This window comes from Legionella drancourtii LLAP12, assembly GCF_000162755.2.
GTDB classification, from domain to species: Bacteria; Pseudomonadota; Gammaproteobacteria; order Legionellales; family Legionellaceae; genus Legionella; species Legionella drancourtii.
Genome location: NZ_JH413834.1, coordinates 3,807 through 20,352, shown reverse-complemented (window position 1 = coordinate 20,352; position 16,546 = coordinate 3,807). Strand labels below are relative to the sequence as shown.

Below are 16,546 nucleotides of genomic sequence, written 5' to 3'. Positions count from 1 at the left end.
AATTACTTAATTAACGTGTCACTTTCGGCTAAATGACTCTTTTTCATATAGCTTTTATGAGAATTCAGCAATCGTAAACCATTTGCCACCACAATTAAACTAGCACCCATATCAGCAAATACAGCCATCCACAGGGTAGCTAATCCACTAAGAGCTAAAATAAAGAACACCAATTTAATAATCAGGGATAGGCTGATGTTTTGCTGTAGAATACGAGACGTTTTACGACTTAAGTGAATGTATAAAGGCAGCATCGCCAGATTATCATTCATTAAAGCGACATCGGCTGTTTCTAAAGCAGTATCAGTGCCTTTTCCCATAGCAAAACTTACAGTAGCTGCAGCCAAGGCTGGGGCATCATTAATTCCATCACCGACCATCCCTACTGCTTTATATTCCTTCAGAAGAAGACCAATAGCCTTCATTTTGTCTGTAGGTAATACATTCGCTTGTACTTCATCAATTCCTACAAGCGTTGCAATAGCACGAGCGGTAATGGCATTATCTCCGGTGAGCATCGCAGTTTTTATGCCTTGTTGATGCAAGGCTTCAATAGCCTTTTTACTGGTGGGACGAAGTGTATCTGCTACGGCAAAAATCGCTAAAACCTGCGTCTTATTGCTTAAGATCACGGTTGTTTTCCCTTCTTCTTCCAATCGTTCGAGCGCTTGTTCAACTCCCAAACTACATACCTCATTATCCTCTGCTAGTTGATGATTACCCACATAATAAAGTTCTTGGTCAACCAGGCCTTTAACACCACGTCCGGGCAATGCGCTAAATTGATCGATAAAGAGCATCTCTCCATCAGGTTGCTCTTGATGCCAATAGGCCACCAATGCGTGTGCTACGGGATGTTCGGAGTGAGAGTCAAGACTTGCCGCCAATAATAACAACTCGTTCTTTGTATGGTTTTTATCATAAGCAATAAAATCGGTAACTACCGGTTTTCCTTCAGTTAATGTGCCTGTTTTATCCAGGGCAATTAATTTTAAGCGATATCCATTTTCTAAATAACTTCCCCCTTTAATGAGTATCCCGCTCTTTGCTGCAGCGGCTAAACCACTTACCACTGTAACAGGTGTCGAGATAACTAAAGCACAAGGACACGCAATGACCAGTAAGGTTAATGCTTTATAGATCCAATCATAAAAGGGATAGCCAAATACCAAGGGTGGGATGAGGGCGATTAGAACGGCAATGAGGACCATTATTGGGGTATAGTATCTCGCAAATTGATCGACAAATCGCTGAGTTGGCGCACGCTCACTTTGTGCTTGTTCAATTGCTTTGCCAATTTTTGCAAGTAGGGTATCCCCTGAAGCATTACTCACTTTAACCTCAAACGAACCATGTTCATTGAGTGTTCCGGCAAAAACACTATCCCCTACTCGTTTACTCACCGGCATTGATTCTCCAGTAATAGGCGCTTGATTCACCGTACTTTGACCTGAAATCAAATGACCATCGAGAGGAATACGCTCACCGGGTTTCACTCTAAATACGGCACCAGGTTGTACTTCTGTAACAAGTAGTGTGTGCCATTGACCATTGTCCCCTTTAACCAGAGCGACCTCTGGGGCAATTTCCATTAAACTTCGAATCGCCTGACGTGCCTTATCTAAGGAATAACGCTCAATACGCTCAGCAAGTGCAAATAAAACGGTCACCATTGCAGCTTCTGGCCAGGCACCAATAAAGGCAGCACCCGTTATGGCAATTAACATTAAGCTGTTAATGTTCATCGCTTTCGTGCGTAAAGCAATCCACCCTTTTTTAATGGTTGCAGGACCACTTAACGCTATAGCTAATAAGGCAGGAACAATGACCCAAATGGATTGTTCTGATGCAAAATAATACGCAGCTAATTCTGAAAAAAGTGCAAATAATCCAGCAATTCCAATGGCACCCCAAGACGCATCAATACCAAAACGCTTGCCCTTTTGGTCTGACACATTGCTACTTTTAGAACGAACGCTCATACCCAGGCTTTCAATTTTTTGCTGGATGGGCTCAATAGTGGGTAAACAATGGTGTACGGTTACTTCTTCCGCGATGAAATTAAAATCTAATTGTTTTATTTCAGGTATGGTTTGTAATTGCTTTCTGATTAATTGTTCCTCAGAAGGACAATCAAGGCCTGCAACAAAAAAGGTCGTTAATGTTAAAGGTGCGGTCATAGTTAACACTCCAAATAGGCCTTGTTCTACCAATTAAGATATTCAACATCTTGCTCTCAAAGACGTGTTCCATTAGAAAATCCTATTAACTGTCCGTCTCTTCGGTAAAGTGCTTTAGCATGTCATCTAAAATACAGCGTACATGCGCATCATAAATACTGTAATAAATGTGTTTGCCTTCTCGGTTAGCAACGAGCAGTCGAGCCGAACGAAGTAAACTCAAATGATGACTGGTTAGTGGTACCGATAATTGTAATTGTTGTGCCAGTTCAGAAACAGACTTAGCACCTTCCAAACAAGTCACCAAAAGTCTTAAGCGATTAGGTTCACCCATTAAATGTAAAATATCGCTTAGCGTTATCATTTGATCGTGTGTTAGCATAATGACTTAAACAGTTAAACAAGTATTTAACTATTACTATAGCTAAATACCGTGCTTTGTCAAATTCACTCTGACTTTTTTTGTGGACTGAGTTGCCCTTTTTTACGGCGGTCATGAAAAATGTAATATAGCCCTGGTAAAACCAACAGGGTCAGGAAAGTGGATGAAATAATCCCGCCAATAACTACTGTTGCCAAAGGGCGTTGCACCTCAGAACCGGTGCCTGTTGCAAGTGCCATGGGCACAAAACCCAAGGAGGCCACTAACGCGGTCATCAATACTGGGCGAAGTCGTGCTAGTGAGCCTTGCAATACTGCATCTTTTAAATAAAACTTTTTTTGTTCCCGCAATTTATTAATAAAGGTAATCATAACCAAGCCATTGAGTACCGCAACACCCGATAAAGCAATAAATCCTACACCTGCTGAAATGGATAAAGGAATATCGCGTAACCATAAAGCAATAATCCCACCTGTTAAGGCCAAAGGTATTCCTGAGAATACTAATAAGGCATTTTTAACGCTCCCAAAACTCATAAAAAGGAGTAAGAAAATCCCGATTAAAGTAATCGGCACTACAATTTGTAAGCGTTGCGTGGCGGATTGCAATTGTTCAAACTGACCTCCCCAGGTAATCCAATAACCGCTAGGGATCTTGACATTTTGTTCAATTCGTTGTTTTGCTTCATTCACAAAAGAACTTAAGTCACGATTTCGTACATTGGAACTGACCACAACACGGCGCTTACCACTTTCACGACTGATTTGATTCGGACTTTCACTTCGAACAAAAGAGGCGACTTCATTTAGAGGTATAAAATGACGCTCTCCATCTTTTGAGGGCGGCAGAGGAATAAATATTTGGCGCAATACATTAGGATCTGAGCGCATGGATTCTGGCAGACGGACGATCAAATCAAAACGCTTGTCCCCTTCAAACAACTCCCCTCCCTTCTTACCGCCTGTCGCAATGACAATGGCATCTTGTACGCTACTGATTTGTAGTCCATAACGTGCTAAAGCCTCACGATTAATCTTAACGGTTAAAAGAGGTAACCCGCTCACCTGTTCGACTTTTACATCCGCAGCCCCTGGAACCTTTTTTAATTGGGCGCTTATAGATTCAGCAATTTTTAACAAAACATCCATATCATCACCAAATACTTTCACAGCCACATCACTGCGAACTCCTGAAATCAACTCATTAAAACGCATTTGAATGGGCTGGGTGAATTCATAATTGTTCCCTGGAACTTGCTGAACTGCCTGTTCAATTTCTTGAACTAATTCCTGTTTAGTTTTTTTAGGATTAGGCCAATCTTTACGTGGCTTTAGCATAATAAAGGTATCTGCCACGTTAGGCGGCATGGGATCAGTAGCGACTTCTGCAGTACCTAATTTTCCAAACACAGTGCTTACTTCAGGGAACTCTTTTACCCGTTTTTCTACTAAATCTTGCATGGTAAGGGCTTGGGTTAAACTGGTTCCAGGAATACGCATCGCATGCATGGCGATGTCTCCCTCATCAAGGCTGGGTATAAATTCTCCGCCTAAACGAAAAGCCAGGAAAAGGCTTACTGCTACTAAACATAATGCGGCACCCAAGACCACTTTTCGGGCATGAAAACACCGTCTTAATACGACGGCATATCCTAGACTCAGATGATGCACTAACCAATTTTCTTTTTCTTGGACCCGACCATTTAAAAAGATAGCAACTGCTGCAGGCACAAAGGTTAAGGCAAAGAGCATGGAAGCTAACAGGGCAATGATGACCGTTTCTGCCATAGGCAGAAACATTTTACCCTCAACTCCGGTTAAGGTTAAAATGGGCAAATAAACCACGGTAATAATGAACACGCCGAAGATGCTTGGTCTAATGACTTCTGTTGTGGCATAGGAGATGACTTTTAAGCGCTCTTCAAGATTTAAAATGCGCTTCAAAGCATGCTGTTGCTCTCCTAAATGTTTGATGCAATTTTCAACGATAATCACCGCACCATCCACTATCAAACCAAAATCCAGCGCTCCTAAGCTCATTAAATTGGCACTGATTTTATTCTCAACCATCCCTGTAATAGTTAGTAACATTGATAAGGGAATAACCATGGCAGTAATTAAAGCCGCGCGAACGTTACCTAAAAAGAGAAACAGAATCACACAGACTAATAACGCCCCTTCCAGTAAATTTTTCTTGACTGTATTAATCGTTGCATTTACTAATAAGGTTCTGTTGTAGACTGTCACGGCCTCAACCCCGGACGGAAGTGATTTATTAATTTCCTTCATTTTTGCAGCCACACGCTCAGATACGGTTCTGCTGTTCTCACCCATCAACATAAATACCGTCCCTAAAACGACTTCCTTACCATTCTCAGTCGCAGCACCAGTACGTAATTCTTTTCCTATAGCCACCTCAGCTACATCGCGTATACGAACAGGAGTTCCTTCAAAACTTGCAATAACAATGTTCTCTATATCTGCACTATCTTTTACTTGACCTGGAACACGAATTAAATTTTGCTCGCCATTAGTTTCAATATAGCCCGCACCTACATTAGCATTATTGCGTTCCAAAGCCTCAACGACATCATTTAAACTCAACCGATAGCGCACCAATTTCATGGGGTCGGGCGTGATATGAAATTGCTTTTCATAACCTCCAATCGTATTAACCTCTGCAACGCCTTCAACATTACGTAATTGCGGTTTAATAATCCAATCTTGAATGGTACGCAGCTCTGTAGGATTGTACCGTTGGCTGATAGGCACGTTCGCCTGATTGGTCACGGTGTACATAAAAATCTCACCAAGACCGGTAGAAATGGGTCCAAGAGTTGTTTCCACCTCAGGGGGTAGCTTATTTTTCACTTCTTGCAAGCGTTCATTAATGAGCTGCCGTGCAAAATAAATATTGGTACCATCTTTAAAGACCACCGTCACCTGAGATAATCCATAACGTGATAAAGAGCGGGTGTAACTAAGACTTGGCAAACCACTCATCGCCAATTCCATTGGGAAGGTAATGCGTTGCTCCACCTCAAATGGGGAGTACCCCGAAGCCTGGGTATTAATCTGTACTTGCACGTTCGTAATATCAGGCACGGCATCTATTGGAAGGCGTTGAAAGTTATAAACCCCAAGACCAGCAATAGCACCAGTAAACAACAACACAAACCAACGGTGTTTTAAGGAAAACCGAATAATTTTCTCAAGCATTATTGATCCTTAGTGCTCATGGCTTGCGCCATCTTTACCTAATTCAGCTTTCATAAAGAAACTGTTTTTACTCACATAGCGTTGGTCTTTATCAAGACCTGACACTACCTCCGCCCACTCTTCATCTTTTTGCCCTATAGTCACAGGAGTCGCCTCAAAATAATCGCCTTGTTGCACAAATACTACCTCGCGATCATTTAGACGTTGAATGGCAGAAAGAAGCACCGCAACAGGCACTTCTTTTTCTTTAATGGTGATGGCTGCATTCACATACATACCAGGTAACCACGCACGAGCCTCATTGGGGATTATTGCTCGAGCTAAAGTGGTCTGACTGTCTTCAATCCCTAAGGGGGCAATGTAAGAAATGATGCTCGTGGATTGGGGCTTACCTTCATCACCTGTTACGGTGACTTCCATACCTGACTTTATCAAAGGTGCTTCTTTGCGATATAAGGTAAAATCTGCCCATACATTAGCAAGATTAGCCACTTCAAAAATGGGCTTTGTACTTTGTGCCAACTCACCATTGGTCGCATACTTTTGCACAATCGTACCCGTCATCGGTGCGGTTATAGTGTAATTTTGTAAGCTCTCGTTACTTTCAATCGTGACTAACACCTCGCCTTTGGTCACCTCATCCCCCAAATTTTTATTGATGGCTTTAATAATACCTGAATAACGGGCATAAATAGGGGTAAGGGTATCGCGATTGGGAACAATTTTTCCTACTACCTTTAATTGAGTTTTAATGGTTTGGCTTTGTGCGACCACTGTTTGGATGTCTGCGGCTTTTAGCACGGTCTGAGGAATTTTAACGCGCCCTTCCGCAGTCTCATAATGCCAGGTTATATTTTGCCCGTTGATGTTTAAGTTAATCCCTACTTCAAATGAATGGGGTTCACGAATCACTTCATTGCTTTGTAAAAAACCATCAACCGGAGTGAAATTAATGGCTTCCTTTTTTCCAGAGAAGCGTGTTAATGCTACAGTTAATCGCGCTTTATCAGGGGATAGTACTTCTCCATTTTCATATAAATAGGCACGAAAATGAGGAGGCATACCCCGTTCAAAAATTAAAAGCTCCATCGCCAATGAGTCCTTTTTAAATAACCGACCTCCCTGTGGTCCTTTTTCTATACTTTCTTGATGTTCATTTTCTTCCGCAGGGGTTGAATTTTCTCCCGCCCATACATGAAAAACGCACAAAACACTGACTATAATAATGAAGGGTTTTAAAAAGTTCATTTGCTCTCCTTGGGATTATCCAGCCCCAAAAGTCCTGTGATCTGAATTAATGATTTATGATAATCGGCATGAGCTTGTTGATAATGTCGCTCTTCCTCGTATAACGCATTTAAAGCTACGGATAATTCAATGTAGGTGTAACGCCCCATTTGATACCCTTCTTGAGCAAGGTTTATGGATTTACGTGCTAAGGGTAACAACGATTTAGTAACCAATTGTGCTTCATAATTGTTTTGCTGTGCCTGTAAAAAGAACGCGTAGAGATTTTGGCGCAATTCCAATTGGGTTCCTCGATATTCATGAGCAGTTTGAGTGTATTGTGCTTCAGCCGTGACAATTTTTCCTTGGTTTCGCTCGTATACAGGAACTTGGGCATAAGCTGAGGCAACAGCAGCATTACTGCCATCATCTGAAAAATGACGGCCACCCAATTGGATGTTTAAATCAGGCCAAACCGATTTTTTTACCGCAGTAATGGTGGCACGTTTGGCTTGCAGCAGAAGTTTCATTTGAAGTAATTGCGGACTTCCCGCTATTTTCTTTAATAATTGCGGCCAGTCCCACAACGTACCTGGCAATCCTCTATCCACCAATACATTATCAATACGGAAACTAGTTCCTAATAACCGCGCCAGTTTTGCGCGCTGTAACAAGGCCTCACGTCCTGCTTTATTCTCTTGAATACGCGCTTCACCCAATCGCACCTGGGCTAATCGTAAATCTAATTCCGCTCCAGCTCCCGCTTTTACACGGCGATCTATTGCAGAAACTATGTCTTGGTTTAATTTTATTAATTTCTTGGTGACGAGATGCCATTGAGAGGCATACAATGCATCCACATAAGCCACACCCACAGCAACATAGAGCACTGCTTTTTGCACATTAATACTGGCAAGGGAGGCTAGATAATCCGCATAAGTCGCTTTTTGCAGGTACTGTAACCGATGGCCTAAAGGAATGGGTTGCGTTATAGAAAAAGTCGTTTCTGCAGCTTCATAACTGCTGTAAGCACCTGAGCCACCAAAGTTTTCTGCGGTCAGTGTGACTTGAGGGTTAGGATAAAGTCCGCTTTGAATAAAGTAGCCACGAATTGCCTGTGCTTTGTCAATTGTTGCCTGCAATTCTGGATTGTTTTGATAGGCTTGATTCAATGCGTCTTTAAATGTAAGTAGATTAGCAGCCATCACTTCGTTGAAAACAAAGATGAATAAAACCGTAACTATCCCTCTGATAAAATAAAGCATCCCTTACCTTCAATAAATGTCTGTATTAACGAATCTCTATTGAGTTTACCCTTAATTATATCAATTATATACCTCTGCCCTTTATTCTTTAAAATCATTTTTAAAACTCAGGAGTACATGTTAAAACTAATATTATAAAAATTAACACGTTATTTAAAAAGTGACTCTACTATGTTGATTCGTTTTATAGGCTTCGTTCTTCTGATACATACTACTCTCATAGAAGCTACGCCATTGACTGTTGGAATTGTATCTTACGATCCTCCGTTTACTATGCGTGCGGATAAAGATCATTATTTTGGTTTTGATATTGAGCTGATGACTAGCCTTTGTACCGAAATGAAGACTCAATGCCAATTTAAACCCATGCCTTTTAACCAACTGTTTACTCAATTAAACAAAGGAACAATCGATCTGGCAATTGCTGCCATCATCATTACCAATGAAAGGCAACAACAATTTTCTTTTAGTCTGCCTTATTTAATAAGTAAAGCACGCTTTATGACAACCCATAAAAATTCAATCACCACAGTGGGAGATTTAACGAAAAAAAATGTGGGTGCTATAGAAGGTAGTATATTTAAAGACTGGATTACTCAAAAATTGCCAGGAACATCCATTACAGAATACTCTACGACAGAACTATTAATCAGTGCATTAAATAAAAACGAAGTGGATGGTGTCTTAATGGACGATTTTTCTGCAGACTATTGGATAACCAATAATCAGCAATCGTTTAAAGGGATTGGAGAACCATTGCTCATTGGAACAGGCTATGGAATTATGGCTAAGAATAACTCCATTAAACTAATAAACAGAGTGAATAAATCACTAAAAAAATTAGTAAACAGTAATATTTATCTTTCTTTATATAAGAAATATTTTCATACCATTCCCATGCACTAATGATTATAAACGCTTTCATTCCCATTCTTTTTAAATTAGAGTTAATCTATTGAAACTAACACGGATAGTAACATGATTAGATTTTTTGTATTTTTAACACTTTTAGTGTTCTTATGCTCCTGTTCATCGTCTACAGAAAGCACTAAATCCAATAATGACGCTCCGAAGAAACGCAGCTTTGGAGGCTATCGTCCTCACCATCCAAGACATTAACAGAGGATAAATGACTCTCATTAAAAGGAGCAAACTATGAATATAAAACGCTTTATCCTAAGTTCATTATTCACCAAAAGGGTTAAAATCCCATTGCTTTTTTTTCTATTGATATCACTGGCAATAGCAAGTGAGCATCCTGCATCTCAAGTGATTATTCCTACGACTGCTCCAGAAATATTTCAAGAGATTGATGAGTACACTATAGTCCTTTATAAAGCAATTGAAAACAATCAGTTAAGTGAGGTGCATTATCATGTTTTTGCTATCCTTGATTTGGTAAACGCACTACCTAATTTAAGTCAGCATTTATCATCAGTACAATTAAAGATGCTTCAAAAGAATATTGATTCTATTAAACAATTGGTAACTCAGATGGATAAAAGCAGCGATGCCAATGACCAAAAAGCGACTCAAGCCCATTTTAATACACTACGAAATATTTTGGATGAACTCCACACCTATTACTCCATTAAAAAACATGTCCAATAATATAGAATAACTATCTCTTTTAATGGAGTTCCCCTTGATTGATTCTAATCCCATCTATACTTAAATCAATTCCACTGATTAAAAAGAGCGATAATGGACATCGTAATGAATCACAGTATTCTTGTTATAAGCGGTGTTATTTTCGCTATAGGGATTGTATTGTTACTTCTCGCCAATGGGAATTCTGGAAAAACAATGAGGCGTATGGGATTTATTCTTTCTGGTTTTGCATTAATTGCCTTTACTCTCTTTTTTTTTCTCGATGTGCTCCAACGAACACTTAACTTCTGAGCAAAATCTTAAAGGATAAATCCCTCTTTAAATCGAGTACAGGCAATCAATTAATAAATTGAATCCTTATTAAATCAATGTATAGTTGAATTTAGGGATAGGGATACTTATAAAATCTACTACAAAAATCAGCAAGGGATGTTACGTTATGATGCGCCATAAACATCAAAAGAAAAGCAACGGGTTCAAAAAATTTCATATCTGCTTTTGGGTTGTACCCCTTATGATTTTGTTGCTTATCACCAAATTTTTTATCCATCGTTTCAGTTTAGAATTTGTTGTCGTTAGCCCTCTTTTTACAAGCACCATGGCCGGTGCCATTTTTATTATCAGTATTTTGCTTGCTGGAATTTTGGCAGACTTTAAAGAAGCCGAAAAATTTCCAGCAGAAATCAGAGCCTCTCTTGAAAACATACTGGAAGAAGCAACCCTTTTTCATCAGAAGAATAATGAGTTTGATTTAAAAAAAATTCATGCCACTATTAGTAAAATAGTTCAGCTCTTTTTTAAAGGAATAGATCATGAAGGAAATCACCACGATTTAGATCCATGCCTAAATGCTATCAATCAATTAGCATCTTCATTCTTAGAGATGGAACAATTAGGTATGGCACCTAACTTTCTTGTTCGTTTAAAAACAGAACAAGGTGCATTGAGAAAGATAATTTTACGAATATATCAAATTCAAAGAACTCAATTTATTCCCTCTGTACATATTCTGGCTGAATCATTAATAGGCTTTCTCACCTTCTTTCTTCTGTTCTTAAAGACTGAAGGATCTCCAGAATCATTTATACTTTTTGGCTTTATTGCTTATTTTTTCCTCTATATCGGTCGTCTCATCAGAGTATTAGAAAAACCGTTTAGAGAGGGGCATGAAACCATGGATGATGTGAGTCTTTTTCTCCTTCGAGAGATGAAATGATTACAACGTAATCCTATTGACCCATGCATCATTCGCATAAAACTAATTCTGATTTCTTAATGACAAGGAACGCATTTGGATTCTATAAAAGAACTCCAATTAAAGATCATTTATGTTCGACACTGAAAGATAATAGATTTTTAGCGCACCACCCATTGAATAATTCATTCAATGTCAGGAGCAAGTTGCCTAATTCATCAATAATGCCTATCTTAATATTTAATAAAGTACACTAAATCCGTCAATGGATTTTTCAAGCTAATGATACATTATAATAGGGGCATTCTTTGAAAAGCAACGGGCATAGAGCATCACGGCTGAACAAGTTATCAAACACAATAAAAAGACCACCGTTTGAGTGTATTGCTCTGGTGTTACAAGGAGGTGGCGCTTTAGGTTCCTATCAAGCAGGAGTCTATGAAGCTCTTGCCGAGGTTGATCTCCTTCCTGACTGGGTAGCAGGTATTTCAATCGGTGCTATTAATGCCGCAATTATAGCAGGCAACCCAATCAATAATCGGGTCGCACAGCTAAAACTATTTTGGGAACATCTCTGTGCGAATCCTTTACTCGATTGGTCAAGTGTATTTGCTCCAATAACTTCCACCAATATCCTAGGGCGTAACCTGTTCAATCAGACGAGTGCCTGGTCAAGTTTAATGAATGGGGTGCCTAATTTCTTTATCCCTCGCAATCCCGCCCCTTTTTTTTACCCCGATGGAACCATTGAGGCTACAAGTTTTTATGATCTTAACCCTCTTAAAACCACGTTAGAACGTTTTGTAGACTTTGACAGGATTAATAATGAACCGATTCGCTTTAGTGTAGGAGCTGTCAATGTAACCTCTGGCAATTTCATCTATTTTGATAATACAACGCACACCATTCGTCCTGAGCATGTCATAGCAAGCGCATCCCTACCCCCAGGTTTTGCCGCCACTGAAATTGATGGGGAATTCTATTGGGATGGGGGGTTGATTTCTAATACTCCGCTAGAGTGGGTAGTTGAAGGTGAGACGCGCCAGGATACTCTTGCCTTTCAAGTAGATCTTTGGAATGCTCAAGGCACACTACCACGTTCTATTGCCGAGACCATGACACGCCAAAAAGAAATCCAATATTCCAGCAGGACACGTGCCAGTACTTTTCATTTCCAAAGACTCCAAAGCGGGGGAAGTCAGGATACGTGTGCAATTGGGTCACTTCATTTTTAAAATGGGCTATAACCCTCACTGTGTATAGGTTATAGCATTTTTTCATAGAAATAGATTTTAAGTAAAAACTTGAGAAAAAATGAGGGGAAATTATTACTTTTCCCATGGCGGCTTAGGTGTCGTTTTCAAAGGGGTACTGGAACTTGTATTTTCCATCTCATCAGTTACATTAGAAGTTGTCTCTAAGTCTTTCATTTGCTGTAGTGTATCTCGAAACTGTTGAGTTGTTGATTCTTCTGTTTTTTTTTCTTGATCGACTACTCTCTGGGGTGTTGGTTTAGGTAGTAAAGTTTGCAATGCCAACGCTTTATAATCCTGCCAAAACCTGTATGAATGATCTCCTCCCTCAATAGAAGGGTTCTCAACCGTATGCCCATAATTTTCAGACAGTCTCTTCTGAAATAATTTATTTAATTCCTTGGCAACAGGGAAAAATTCGTTTGGAGAGCCCTCGGCCTCGCCGCCTTCAATATAAAATTTAATTGAGTTTTCTTTTGAATATTTAGGATATTTCGGATTGCCAAGCCATTCCATATTCCCTGCACCCGCTTCTCTCCCATATTTTGGATCGAAAGAACATTTATCTTCCCACCCTTTATACCACCAGAAAGCAGGAGATTGAGCAAGAACATTACCGAATGTTTCAGGATGCATAAGTGCTGCATGTGTTGCTGCAAGCCCACCAAAGCTGGTGCCACCTATAGTCGTTAGCTCTCGGTCCGTGCTGCATTCCAGACCTCCTTCATCGATTGATTTTTGAAGCAAAGGAATGAGTTGATTATTTATAAATCGTGTAAAATCATCATTACAGGCATATTCTTTGGCTCTTTCCTCCCACGTTTCCGGTGCAGGAATAAATACGCTAACTTGTGGAGGTATTAGGTTTTTTTTATACAATTCATCTAAAATATCAGGGGTAGACTTAAGTCCCTCTCCAGGATTCTTTTCTTGCATACCATCCATTAGTATTAGAACTCCTGGTTTAGTGTTTGTATGCTGTGGCTTATGAATATAAAGAATTCTATCGCCTTCCATTGTTTTAGGCTCAGCTTTTTTTGCAAGCACCAGGCTACCTACGCCATCATGAGTTGGTCTATAAATGTATTTTTCTGCTTTAGGCATATGATACTCACAAACAATGATTGTTAGATAATTATACTCCATTGTATTTTATTGCGCACTTCTGCAGGCAACGACAAATACTATATAGAGTTTATAAGCTATTCATTAATACAGCGATAAAATACAGATCGACTAATCCCTATTGTTTCACAAATTTGTTTTACTGACATTTTTCCTACTTGACGGAGAGCTTTTACGGTTTCGGCTTTTTCAATGGTTAATGCTTTTGGCCTTCCTCCTGATCTGCCTTTTTGTCTAGCCGAATCAAGCCCGGCTTTTACTCGTTCACGGATAAGCTCTCGTTCCATCTCTGAAAATGCAGCACATATATTAAATAGCAGCATTCCTATAGGGGATGTTGTATCCAAATTATTTTCAAGTGCAATAAATTCAATGCCTTTGGTCTTAAACTCATTAATTAATTCGACTAACTTCATCATTCTACGACCAAGTCTATCCAATCTGACAACACAAAAGGTATCGCCCTTTCTTAATTTATTCATTAAAGCATCAAGCTGGGGCCTGTCATCTTTAGCGCCAGAAATTTTTTCTTGAAAAATCTCTTCACAACCGGCATTCAAAAGTTTTTTTATTTGTATATCAAGACTCTGTTCATTTTTTGATACACGGGCATATCCAAATTTCATCCCCTCTCCATGACATTGAAATTTTTGTTCCAAAAATAAGAATAACTCTGTATTTTGGCACAAATTATTTTGGCATTAGTTTTGGAACAAATTTTCGTTCCTTTCAGCTCAAAATGCAACACTTACTTACCATGCCCCAAAAACACCTGTTTTTGACACAGTTTAGGAGTACCCATATGTCATCGATTGAAAAAACTGCTTACCCCCGATTTCCAAAAAGAAGAAAAATAAAATCGACTGAATTAAGCAGCAGCTATTCGTTGCGCGATGATGAGCTCAAAATGATTAAACTGGCTGCAAAAACTGACAAGTCTCGATTTAATCTGGCTATTCAACTTAAAGCATTTCAACGACTGGGCTACTTTATTGACATGGATAAAATACCATCAGAAATAAGCGTACATATCCGCCAATCGTTAAAATATCACTATCGATTAACCCCTGGTTATAGTGACAATAATAAAAGTATCTATCGACACAGACAAAAAATCCGTGAATTTCTTAATGTTAAACGCTGGGGGTATGATGATGTTGATGGTAAAAAAGTCCATCAGGGTATGAAGCTGGCAATCCAATATGCCTATGTTGCCTCCCAATCTATGAATAATATCCCAGACATTATTAACGCAGTCATTGAACAATTGGTGCAAGCCAGTTATGAACTGCCCAGTTTTTATAGGCTTAGTCGTATTGTCCGCCATACTCGCCATAGCGTTAACAATAAGATATTTCGTGAAACCATGGAAAGGATACTAGCCTCAGATCAATCTGAAATATTTAGTAACTTGTTAAAACTACAAGATGGAACCCAGCGCACCTTGTTTAATCAATTAAAAAACCAGCCGAAACGCCCAAGTATCAAAAAATTTCAGAAATTTTTAGATCACTTTCAGTGGCTATTGTCCTTTGGAAACGTCATGCACTGCCTGGATGGCATTGCAAAAGTAAAGATTGAACAATTTGCCGAAGAGGCTCACCAACTGACAGCAGATGACTTAATTGAATTCGGTGAGGCAAAACGATACACCTTAATCGCTTCATTAATATATCGTTCTCAAGCCAATGCCAAGGACGCCTTAGCAGTTATGTTTTGCAGACTGATTGCCATTGCTCATAAACAATCAAAAACAGAACTCGCCTCCAAGCTAAACAACAGCAAAGAGGACACATGCACCATTGTGGAACTGTTTAAAAATATTATGCACGATGGACAGTCCATCAAAGAACACAATGAATTTGCAAAAGCATTTTATCAAAAAATTGACGACGACGGTGGATTCTCCCTGCTGACCAATAAATGCGATGATATATTGGCCAGTCACGGGGATGAGTATAGAATATACCTAACCGATATGATCCAGAAACGACGATCATTGCTCTTTAAAATTTTGAATGCGTTGCAGTTAAACAGTCCGACCCAAGATGACAAATTAATTCTTGCCATGCAATACCTATTGAAACATGAGAATCGTCGCGCTGAATTCATTACAGAAGATATTGACTTATCATTTACCACAGCATTCTGGAACAAACAGATCATGAGTAGTGTGGACAAGACTAAAGCCAATCGACGGGCATTAGAAAGCTGTGTTTTTGAGTATGTATCCAAAGGACTTAATTCGGGTGACTTGTATGTTAAAGGAGCCAGGAACTATGCAGATTATCGTGCCGAACTGCTACCTTGGGAGGAGTGCCAGGAACATTTAGAAGCATTTTGCGATGAAGTTGGCATTGCGAATAATGCGGAAGATATGATGGGGAACCTCAAAAAAACATTGACAGATAAAGCTCAAGATGTCGATAAAAATTATTTTAATATCCCTGATTTTGTGATTAATGAAGAGGGGCGTCCTGTTCTAAAAAAATACGAACCCAAACCCAAGAGCGATCATGCTGAAAAAATTGAGAGTTTAATTCGTCAGCGTTTGCCAGAAAGAAGCTTACTGGATATTTTAACAAATGGTCATCACCACACAGGCTGGGCATATGAATTTGGTCCAATTACTGGCACAGAAGCGAAATTAGAGAATGCCATTGAAAAATATATTCTAACCAATTTCTGTTATGGCACTGGCCTTGGCCCTACTCAAACAGCCAAGCATGTACGATTTGAAATTGAGCCACGTACTTTATCAAGGATTAATAAAAAACATTTTACATTGAACTCATTAACCAAAGCGATTACAAGAGTGGTCAATTGTTTAAATGAGTTTCCGTTATTACGTGCATGGGGTACTGGCCAGCGCGTTGCAGTTGATGGAACACTTGAGGAAATACATGATGATAATATGATTGCAGAACAACATATCCGCTATGGAAAGAAGGGTGGCATAGCTTACCGGCATATAGCCGATAATTACATTGCCTTATTTTCAACATTTATTCGATGTGTCGAGTAGCCACTCCCCATTACTGAGGAGCAGCCCTCTAAGAACGATGCGGGCTAGTTTCCCAGCACATCGCT

Annotated in this window: 13 protein-coding genes; 6 read left to right on the top strand and 7 right to left on the bottom strand. The window is 39.5% G+C overall.

The annotated features are described in order from the left end of the window. Window positions 1–2: 2 nt before the first annotated feature. The 5 genes from LDG_RS12260 to LDG_RS12240 all read right to left on the bottom strand — a co-directional run bounded on the left by LDG_RS12260 (window position 3) and on the right by LDG_RS12240 (window position 8,212). Complete coding sequence (locus LDG_RS12260) at window positions 3–2,180, bottom strand: heavy metal translocating P-type ATPase (protein WP_006871699.1); 2,178 nt, start codon at window positions 2,178–2,180, stop codon at window positions 3–5. A gap of 85 nt (window positions 2,181–2,265) precedes the next feature. Continuing rightward, the gene (locus LDG_RS12255; RefSeq protein ID WP_028383794.1) at window positions 2,266–2,562 is read right to left on the bottom strand and encodes an ArsR/SmtB family transcription factor; all 297 of its coding nucleotides are present in this window, start codon (window positions 2,560–2,562) and stop codon (window positions 2,266–2,268) included. Between the two features lie 65 nt (window positions 2,563–2,627). Further along, window positions 2,628–5,780, bottom strand: a complete 3,153-nt coding sequence (locus tag LDG_RS12250; RefSeq protein WP_006871697.1) for an efflux RND transporter permease subunit — start codon at window positions 5,778–5,780, stop codon at window positions 2,628–2,630. A 9-nt stretch (window positions 5,781–5,789) separates the two neighbouring features. After that, entirely contained in the window at window positions 5,790–7,028 is a 1,239-nt protein-coding gene (locus LDG_RS12245) for an efflux RND transporter periplasmic adaptor subunit (RefSeq protein ID WP_006871696.1), read from the bottom strand. Continuing rightward, window positions 7,025–8,212: a TolC family protein gene (locus LDG_RS12240; protein WP_006871695.1), complete on the bottom strand. Its 1,188-nt coding sequence runs from the start codon at window positions 8,210–8,212 to the stop codon at window positions 7,025–7,027. The genes LDG_RS12245 and LDG_RS12240 overlap by 4 nt, the downstream gene beginning before the upstream one ends. A gap of 294 nt (window positions 8,213–8,506) precedes the next feature. Between LDG_RS12240 and LDG_RS12235 the strand changes: the two genes are divergently transcribed. The 5 genes from LDG_RS12235 to LDG_RS12215 all read left to right on the top strand — a co-directional run bounded on the left by LDG_RS12235 (window position 8,507) and on the right by LDG_RS12215 (window position 12,313). Then, window positions 8,507–9,178 carry a transporter substrate-binding domain-containing protein gene (locus tag LDG_RS12235; RefSeq protein ID WP_233491528.1) on the top strand — a complete coding sequence of 224 codons (672 nt, stop codon included), beginning with the start codon at window positions 8,507–8,509 and terminating at the stop codon, window positions 9,176–9,178. A 249-nt stretch (window positions 9,179–9,427) separates the two neighbouring features. Next, complete coding sequence (locus tag LDG_RS12230) at window positions 9,428–9,883, top strand: hypothetical protein (RefSeq protein WP_006871692.1); 456 nt, start codon at window positions 9,428–9,430, stop codon at window positions 9,881–9,883. A 105-nt stretch (window positions 9,884–9,988) separates the two neighbouring features. Further along, window positions 9,989–10,174, top strand: coding sequence for a hypothetical protein (locus LDG_RS12225; protein ID WP_148263577.1), 186 nt, complete (start codon window positions 9,989–9,991; stop codon window positions 10,172–10,174). Between the two features lie 148 nt (window positions 10,175–10,322). Further along, window positions 10,323–11,099, top strand: coding sequence for a hypothetical protein (locus tag LDG_RS12220; RefSeq protein ID WP_040535726.1), 777 nt, complete (start codon window positions 10,323–10,325; stop codon window positions 11,097–11,099). A gap of 287 nt (window positions 11,100–11,386) precedes the next feature. Further along, entirely contained in the window at window positions 11,387–12,313 is a 927-nt protein-coding gene (locus LDG_RS12215) for a patatin-like phospholipase family protein (protein WP_006871688.1), read from the top strand. A 93-nt stretch (window positions 12,314–12,406) separates the two neighbouring features. On the opposite strand, the gene LDG_RS12210 is transcribed toward LDG_RS12215, so the two are convergent. Both LDG_RS12210 and LDG_RS12205 read right to left on the bottom strand, forming a co-directional pair. Then, window positions 12,407–13,435 (bottom strand): alpha/beta hydrolase, encoded by a 1,029-nt coding sequence (locus tag LDG_RS12210; protein WP_040535712.1) that lies wholly within the window; start codon window positions 13,433–13,435, stop codon window positions 12,407–12,409. Window positions 13,436–13,533: 98 nt separating this feature from the next. Further along, entirely contained in the window at window positions 13,534–14,082 is a 549-nt protein-coding gene (locus tag LDG_RS12205) for a recombinase family protein (protein ID WP_006871686.1), read from the bottom strand. Between the two features lie 176 nt (window positions 14,083–14,258). Between LDG_RS12205 and LDG_RS12200 the strand changes: the two genes are divergently transcribed. After that, window positions 14,259–16,481 (top strand): Tn3 family transposase, encoded by a 2,223-nt coding sequence (locus LDG_RS12200; RefSeq protein WP_040535709.1) that lies wholly within the window; start codon window positions 14,259–14,261, stop codon window positions 16,479–16,481. Window positions 16,482–16,546 lie beyond the last annotated feature (65 nt).